Here is a 5,971-nt window from a genome sequence, read left to right on the forward strand (position 1 = left end):
CGTCGCTGGCAGCGTTGCGGGCAGTGCCACAGTGCGGACAGCCCTGGTGGTGATTCACGGCAGGCGCCACCGCCGCCGCCGGCGCGGTCAGCACCTCGGCATCCTTGGCCGGATCGGGCAGGCCGAGCTTGTCGCGGATCACACTGGTCTCCACGCGCAGGCCCATCGGCACCAGATCCTTCAAGGCAGCGGTGAGCTGCTGCAGATCCTCGGGCTCTGGGATATGGATCCGGATGGTCGGGTAGTGCTCTTGCGGGCCGTGATTCAGGTCGATGTAAGGCTTAACCAGGTCGCGGTTCAGGGTGTTGGCCAGGCGGCGTGCATCGGCGCGGATGATGTCGCCGCGCACCTGGTTGTGCACACTAGCCTGGTTGCTGCCCAGGCCAGCGGCCTGGGCGTCGGTGGTCGAGGTCTGGCCCAGGACCGCCTTGCTCATCTGGCGGTCGAGGTACTCGCACAGCTTTTCGAACAAGGTGTCGCCGCCGGCGGCCGCGGCCGTCTTCTCGAACTCGATCTTCATGCTCTCGGGCAGCACCGCGCGGGCGTCACTGCCGATATTCGCCACGGCCGCACGCAGGACCGCGACGTCCTCGGCAGTCGCGCCGGGGCCGTACTTGCCCAGCGTAATCGGCAGGCCAAACACCTCGGCGAATGCCATCCAGTCCTTGAGCGCGTAGGCCTTGCAGATCCAGGCAAACGCGGCCATGCGCGCAAGGCCCGAGCGGATCGGCAGGCCGGTCTTGATGCGCGGCCGGTGAGTGATGAACTTGTACGCGGGCAGCGGGATGCCGTTGAAGAAGTCGACCTCGTCGAGCAGGCGCAGCTCGCTTCCGGTCTCGCGGTCGAAGCGGAACCAGCGCGGGTCGCGGTGCTCGTAGGCGCGCGGCCGCCACTGGCGCTCGCTTCTATCCCACATGATCTCCACCGCGCTGTAGCTCTTGCCGAGCGCGTCCATGAGGTCCTCGGTCATGTCGTCGAATGCGGGATCCGCGATCAATGCGCGGATCTCGTCGGCCAGTTTCACGTCGGCCGTCTTGTCGCTGGCGGATTCCACGATGATGTCGAGGCCGGTCACCGCCTGCTTGCGCACGCCCAGGACCGCGCCGTAGTGCGTTTCGCGCTCCTCCATTTCCTCGGCGAGGGTCAGAAAATCGTGAGCGTCATTTTCCACGGCGCGCTGCAGGATCGAGACCAGGTCCTCGGGGGTCAATCCCGAGGCGATGCTGGAGGTCCAGATCTGGCGCACGCCGGTGAGCGAGGGCGTGGCGATCTCGCGCGTGAGCTGCTCGCGCCGGATCGGCAGTCCGTCCGGGCCGAGGATGCGCCCAGAATTAACAATTTCTTGTGCCATTAAATGACTCCTTTACGGCGCTTGAAACCGCCACCACGGCCGAGCGGCTTGATGTCGTCGTCGTGGTTCGGGCGCATGAAATCGCGCACCGTGCGCTCTGCATTGACCGTGTGATACTCGAACTGCTGGTAGGGATCCTCGCGACTGGCAGCGTAGGCGAGCAGGACTGCGATGCCGGCGTCGCCGTGGCGCTTGCCGCCGTCCTTGCCGGTGGTGCGGCTCTCCGGGATCCGAGGCACGCCCTTGACCAGGCGGAACGCTGCCAGGTCATTGAGGGTGTCGGCATCGGCCGGCAGCTCGATCGTGCCGTCCTCGAAGGCGGCCTTGAGCGGCGCGGTGTTCTCCCGGTACCAGGTCTCGCTCAGCATCACCGCGTCGATCCGGCCCTCGCCGTAGCGGGCGCGCACCACCTCGGCCAGGTACTGGCCGTTGCCGCGCGCGTCGAACTTGCCGTGCGAGAAACGCGGCAGCCGGTCGCAGATGTAGAACACGATCTGCTCCTGCGCCTTGAACGGCACGTTGCGCAGCTCGAGCAGGAACGGGAACTTGCGCACAAGGTCTCGCTGCAGCTGGCCTGGAGCGTAGACGGCCAGATCGCCGGAACGGGCGAAGTCGCCGCCGATGAAGGACGCCAGGCGCGGATCGAGTTTCTTGAGCAGCGGATCCAGCTCGCTCTCGCAGAACTCCAGCACCTCGCGCTTGAGCAGATGTTCAGCCCACAGGTCCATGCCGTCGGGCGCGGTGTAGCGCACGACCGGCAGATCCGCCATGCGCGCCTCGATCAGTACGCGCGACAGCCAGATGCCGCCGCCGCGCGCCGGGATGCAGTCCAGCTCCTCGGCCGCGTCCTCTCCGTACTGGGCGCGGATCTGCGCCACCCAGGCGGCCTCGTCCTCGGCAGTCCATTTCTTGCCGGTGCGCAGGCACACACGCTGGTACAGGCCTTCGCGCACCGCGTCCTCGAATGTGATCCGGTGCAGGCTGTAGGGCTTCTTGCCGGCGCGGATCTCCTGGATCAGCTCGTTGAAGGGGTTGTCCTCGCCATTGTGAGTGCTGATGATGTGGACGGAACCGCCCCACATCAGCATGGCGAGCGCGGCTTTCAGCAGGCCGGCCAGATCGTCATGGAACGCCGCCTCATCGATGATGATGCGGCCCTGCTTGCCGCGCAGGTTACGCGGCCGGCTGGACAGGGCGACGATGCGATAGCCGCTGTCGAACTTGATCCGGAACGCCTGGATCGCCTGGCGCTCGTTGCCTTCCTCGAAGACCTCCTCGTAGTCCTCGATCTCGCTGACGATGCTGTGGAAGTGTTTGGCCCACTCGGCACAGTCCAGGATGAATTCCTGCGCCATGTCCTTGGTGTAGCCGATGTACCAGACGTCCTGGCCGCGCTCGCTGGCGGCCTCCAGCACGGAGTCGGCCGCCTCGCCCCACGAGAGGCCGACGCGGCGGCTCTTCTCGATAACCTTGACCTGAGCCTTGTCGGCTGCCCATCGCTGCTGGTAAGGCAGGAAGGCGGCCGGGGTGCGGTTGTGCCGCGGCTCAAGCGGTGGACGGGGATTGACGCTCATCGCTGATCCCTAAGATTTCGCGGCGGATCAGCTCGACCGTTTCGGCCGAGACGCCCTTCTTCTTGGCGACGGTAGCCGCAGCCTTCGCCGCTTTCTCCAGTGCCGCCTTCTCCAGCGCCAGCTCGCGCGCCAGCGACAGGCGGCCGGCGTCCTCGATGCGCTGCATGGCCAGCGCTAGAGCGTTCAGCTCGCGAGGGCTGACACGCTCACCGCTGTAGGCGTCCTGCGAAGCCTGGAAGGCCAGCGTACGCAGCATTTCGATGGCCACCTTGCCGATGTCGCTTTCCGGCTGCTCGCCGATCTTCTGCGTCCAGATCGAGGCAATCTCGCGCGCCTCCTGCATGTGCTTGGAGACCTCGTCGAAATTCTTCTTGTAGCGGCCCAGCGCGGAACGGCTCGGCGCCACTGCATCACCATACTGCCGGCGGATCTCGCCCAGGATCTCATCCAGGCTGAAACGGCCCTCTTTCAGAAGGCCGTCGATGGCTGCCTTAACTTCACGCGGCAGACGCTTGATGGAACTGATTCTGTTCGCCATCAGATCCTCGGTCCGGGCCGCCGCACGCCTGGCACTACCGCACGGCCGCCAGCTACATCCAGTCCGCGCGCAGTGAGCTGCGCGACCTTGACCGTGGCGACCTCGGAGACCGTCAGCAGCTGCTGCTCGGTCAGCCAGGCCAGATCGACATGCAGCGTGTCTCGGCTAACTGGGTGCCCATACTCGTCGAGCGCCTCCTGCAGAATCGAGGAGTTGCACTCATAGCCGGGTATCTCGGCCAGCAGCCGGAGGATCACCAGGCGGCGATCTTCGGTTCGCAGCTTCTCGAAGCTCATGAGTCCTCGCTCTCCAGAATCTCGATGCGTTCGCCCTTGCCGATCGTGAAGCCGACGGTGTCGCCGTCATCCATCACGGTGTGCTTGTAGGCCTCCTTGCCGTTGGCCTTGATCACGCGCACACGGATCTGACAGCCGGGGTTCTCGGGATCGTCCAGGGTGATTTGTACTCGGGTGGTCATGGTGGTCTCGCTTTCAGCCGCGGTCCTTGTTGAGCAGGTGCTCGTTCATGAGATCCACGGCCCGTGTAAGGCCGCGCATTTCGCCCTTGAACTCCCCGAGGTTGCCCCGCAGCGCGGCAATCTCCGAGCGCAGACCGTTGATGTCCTCGGCCTTGGGCGCATGCACGATGTGCTGTTCCAGGACAATCACTCGATCTTCCAGCCGCCTGACTTCGTGCTTTCGGTCGGCCACCTCACGGTTGATCACGCCGTCGACGCGATCGATCGCTGCCTGCGTGGCGGCACGGCGCTTGGCCACCCACGCCACCAGCATCGCGCCGATGGATATCAGCAGGCTGGTGACCTGCACGACTATCCCGATCAGCTGAAAATCGATTCTCATCACCCGCAACCCCTCTTATGCGCATTCTCGAAACTGACCTGGCAACCGATGCAGCGGCTTACCGTCGGATCCGCCGCCAGCCGGCGCGGCTCGATCGCATGACCGCAGCCGCAGCAGCGGCCGGTGTGGTTCACCTGGCGCGGCGGCCGGCTGAGCCGGTGGTTCTGCAGCGCCGCTTCGCGGTGCGCTTCCTCCAGCGCGGCCGCGCGATCCACGATGTCTCCCATTACGCGGCGGTGCCCTTCGCCGGCCGGTCGCGCCGTACTCGCAGCACGTTGGTGCGTGGATCCAGCACCACGGTGTTCTCGTCCAGGCGCTGGCCGTGGAACAGGTCGAACAGCACCGGCTGCACGCAGCCCTGGTTGATCGACTCGGCATCGCCGAAGAAGCTGTGGCCGTCTTTCGGCTTCACGCCGGTGAAGTCCACGTAGATGGCGTTCGCCGCTTTGCCCTCGCGCCGCACCACCTTGCCCAGGCGCGCGCGCTGCAGCCCGCCTGGCTTGCGCTGCGACAGGTCCAGGGCGTAGTCGTGTTCGTTCTGGGTGATGTAGACGTTGCCGCGCGGGTTGAGCTTTTCGACCCACTCACGGTGGCCGTCGTAGTTCACGTCCGGCTGCACCAGGATGACGTTGTCGAGCCAGGGAACGCCGCCGCAAACCTCGGAATAGACCGCTTGCTGGAGCACCCAGGCGCCCATCGAGTGCACGGCCAGCGAGATCCTGCGGTGACAAACCATTTCCGGCTTGTCGTAGATCGCCATGTACTCGCCGATCTTGGCCAGCATACGGGCCAGTGCGGGGCCGGACAGGCGCGCTTCATCCTTGTCGTCGTAGTAGTCGAGCACGTCGCCGTTGCTGGGCCAGGAGAAGGCCACGCAGATCACGCCGAACATGCGCTCCAGTTTGACCATGCGTGCGTACACATCGGCCGGATCGGTCTTGAAGCCGTGCACGTAGATCAGCAGATCCTTGCACTCCTCACGCATGCGGCGCTGAAGGTGCAGGAACATCCATTCGGACGCGCGCTTGCCTTCGACTTCCTCGGGGTAGACGGTGGTTTGCCAGTCGCCGTGGCGCTCGTACACGTCGGCGATGCGCAGGTGCATCGGCCCCAGCGTGTTGAAGCGGTGGCCGAACTTCTCGCCGTCAAATCGCCTGTTCGTAACGACGATCATTTCTGACCTCGACTTTGGGGGCGACGTGGATGGCCGAGCGGTCGACCTCGATGCGAACGTGATCCTCGGTGTGAACGATGACGGCGCAGCCAGCCAGGACGCCGAGCAGCACCAGCATTGCGGCGATCGCCAGACCGACACCCACCCGGAAACGCCACCGGCGCTGCCGCTGTCGTGAGCGCTCTAGCGCGTGTTTTGCAGCGGCGCCCATCAGCCGATCTTCACGCCCAGTACCTTGCGCGCCTTGTCCCACCACGCACGCCGGTCCTGGTAGCCGTTGATCTGGGTGGGCTTGCTCTTGTCCGAGCCGGTGTTGACCAGGCCGCTGATCGCGGTAAAGCGGTCGGCGTCGGCATAGGCATTGAGCTTGCGGCTGTTCCAATACCACCCTGCCGACAGGCATGCGTTGATCGGGTCTTCGAGCAGCTGGGGGTTCTTGAGCAGCCGATCGTCGCCGAACAGAGCACGGCTGCA

At 65.3% G+C, this 5,971-nt stretch carries 10 protein-coding genes; 1 reads left to right on the forward strand and 9 read right to left on the reverse strand.

Features of this window, described 5'->3' with window-relative positions; translation table 11 throughout:
• The 8 genes from VNJ47_10485 to VNJ47_10520 all read right to left on the reverse strand — a co-directional run.
• On the reverse strand, nucleotides 1-1,351 hold a 1,351-nt coding region (locus tag VNJ47_10485; protein HXG29257.1), incomplete at its 3' end, for a DUF935 domain-containing protein.
• Nucleotides 1,351-2,925, reverse strand: a complete 1,575-nt coding sequence (locus VNJ47_10490) for a terminase family protein (GenBank protein HXG29258.1) — start codon at nucleotides 2,923-2,925, stop codon at nucleotides 1,351-1,353. The genes VNJ47_10485 and VNJ47_10490, both read right to left, overlap by 1 nt.
• Nucleotides 2,897-3,463, reverse strand: a complete 567-nt coding sequence (locus VNJ47_10495) for a DUF3486 family protein (GenBank protein HXG29259.1) — start codon at nucleotides 3,461-3,463, stop codon at nucleotides 2,897-2,899. The genes VNJ47_10490 and VNJ47_10495 overlap by 29 nt, the downstream gene beginning before the upstream one ends.
• Nucleotides 3,463-3,759 (reverse strand): hypothetical protein, encoded by a 297-nt coding sequence (locus VNJ47_10500; GenBank protein ID HXG29260.1) that lies wholly within the window; start codon nucleotides 3,757-3,759, stop codon nucleotides 3,463-3,465. The genes VNJ47_10495 and VNJ47_10500 overlap by 1 nt, the downstream gene beginning before the upstream one ends.
• Complete coding sequence (locus VNJ47_10505; GenBank protein ID HXG29261.1) at nucleotides 3,756-3,941, reverse strand: hypothetical protein; 186 nt, start codon at nucleotides 3,939-3,941, stop codon at nucleotides 3,756-3,758. Before VNJ47_10505 ends, VNJ47_10500 begins: the two co-directional genes overlap by 4 nt.
• A 13-nt stretch (nucleotides 3,942-3,954) precedes the next feature.
• Nucleotides 3,955-4,323, reverse strand: coding sequence for a DUF2730 family protein (locus tag VNJ47_10510; protein ID HXG29262.1), 369 nt, complete (start codon nucleotides 4,321-4,323; stop codon nucleotides 3,955-3,957).
• Nucleotides 4,323-4,538: a TraR/DksA C4-type zinc finger protein gene (locus tag VNJ47_10515; protein ID HXG29263.1), complete on the reverse strand. Its 216-nt coding sequence runs from the start codon at nucleotides 4,536-4,538 to the stop codon at nucleotides 4,323-4,325. The genes VNJ47_10510 and VNJ47_10515 overlap by 1 nt, the downstream gene beginning before the upstream one ends.
• A gap of 11 nt (nucleotides 4,539-4,549) precedes the next feature.
• The gene (locus VNJ47_10520; GenBank protein ID HXG29264.1) at nucleotides 4,550-5,497 is read right to left on the reverse strand and encodes an alpha/beta hydrolase; all 948 of its coding nucleotides are present in this window, start codon (nucleotides 5,495-5,497) and stop codon (nucleotides 4,550-4,552) included.
• A gap of 25 nt (nucleotides 5,498-5,522) precedes the next feature.
• Between VNJ47_10520 and VNJ47_10525 the strand changes: the two genes are divergently transcribed.
• Nucleotides 5,523-5,675, forward strand: coding sequence for a hypothetical protein (locus VNJ47_10525; protein ID HXG29265.1), 153 nt, complete (start codon nucleotides 5,523-5,525; stop codon nucleotides 5,673-5,675).
• Nucleotides 5,676-5,707: 32 nt separating this feature from the next.
• On the opposite strand, the gene VNJ47_10530 is transcribed toward VNJ47_10525, so the two are convergent.
• Nucleotides 5,708-5,971: hypothetical protein (locus VNJ47_10530; GenBank protein HXG29266.1), on the reverse strand; the 264-nt coding region annotated here is incomplete at its 5' end.

This window comes from Nevskiales bacterium (genome assembly GCA_035574475.1).
Lineage (GTDB): Bacteria > Pseudomonadota > Gammaproteobacteria > Nevskiales > DATLYR01 > DATLYR01.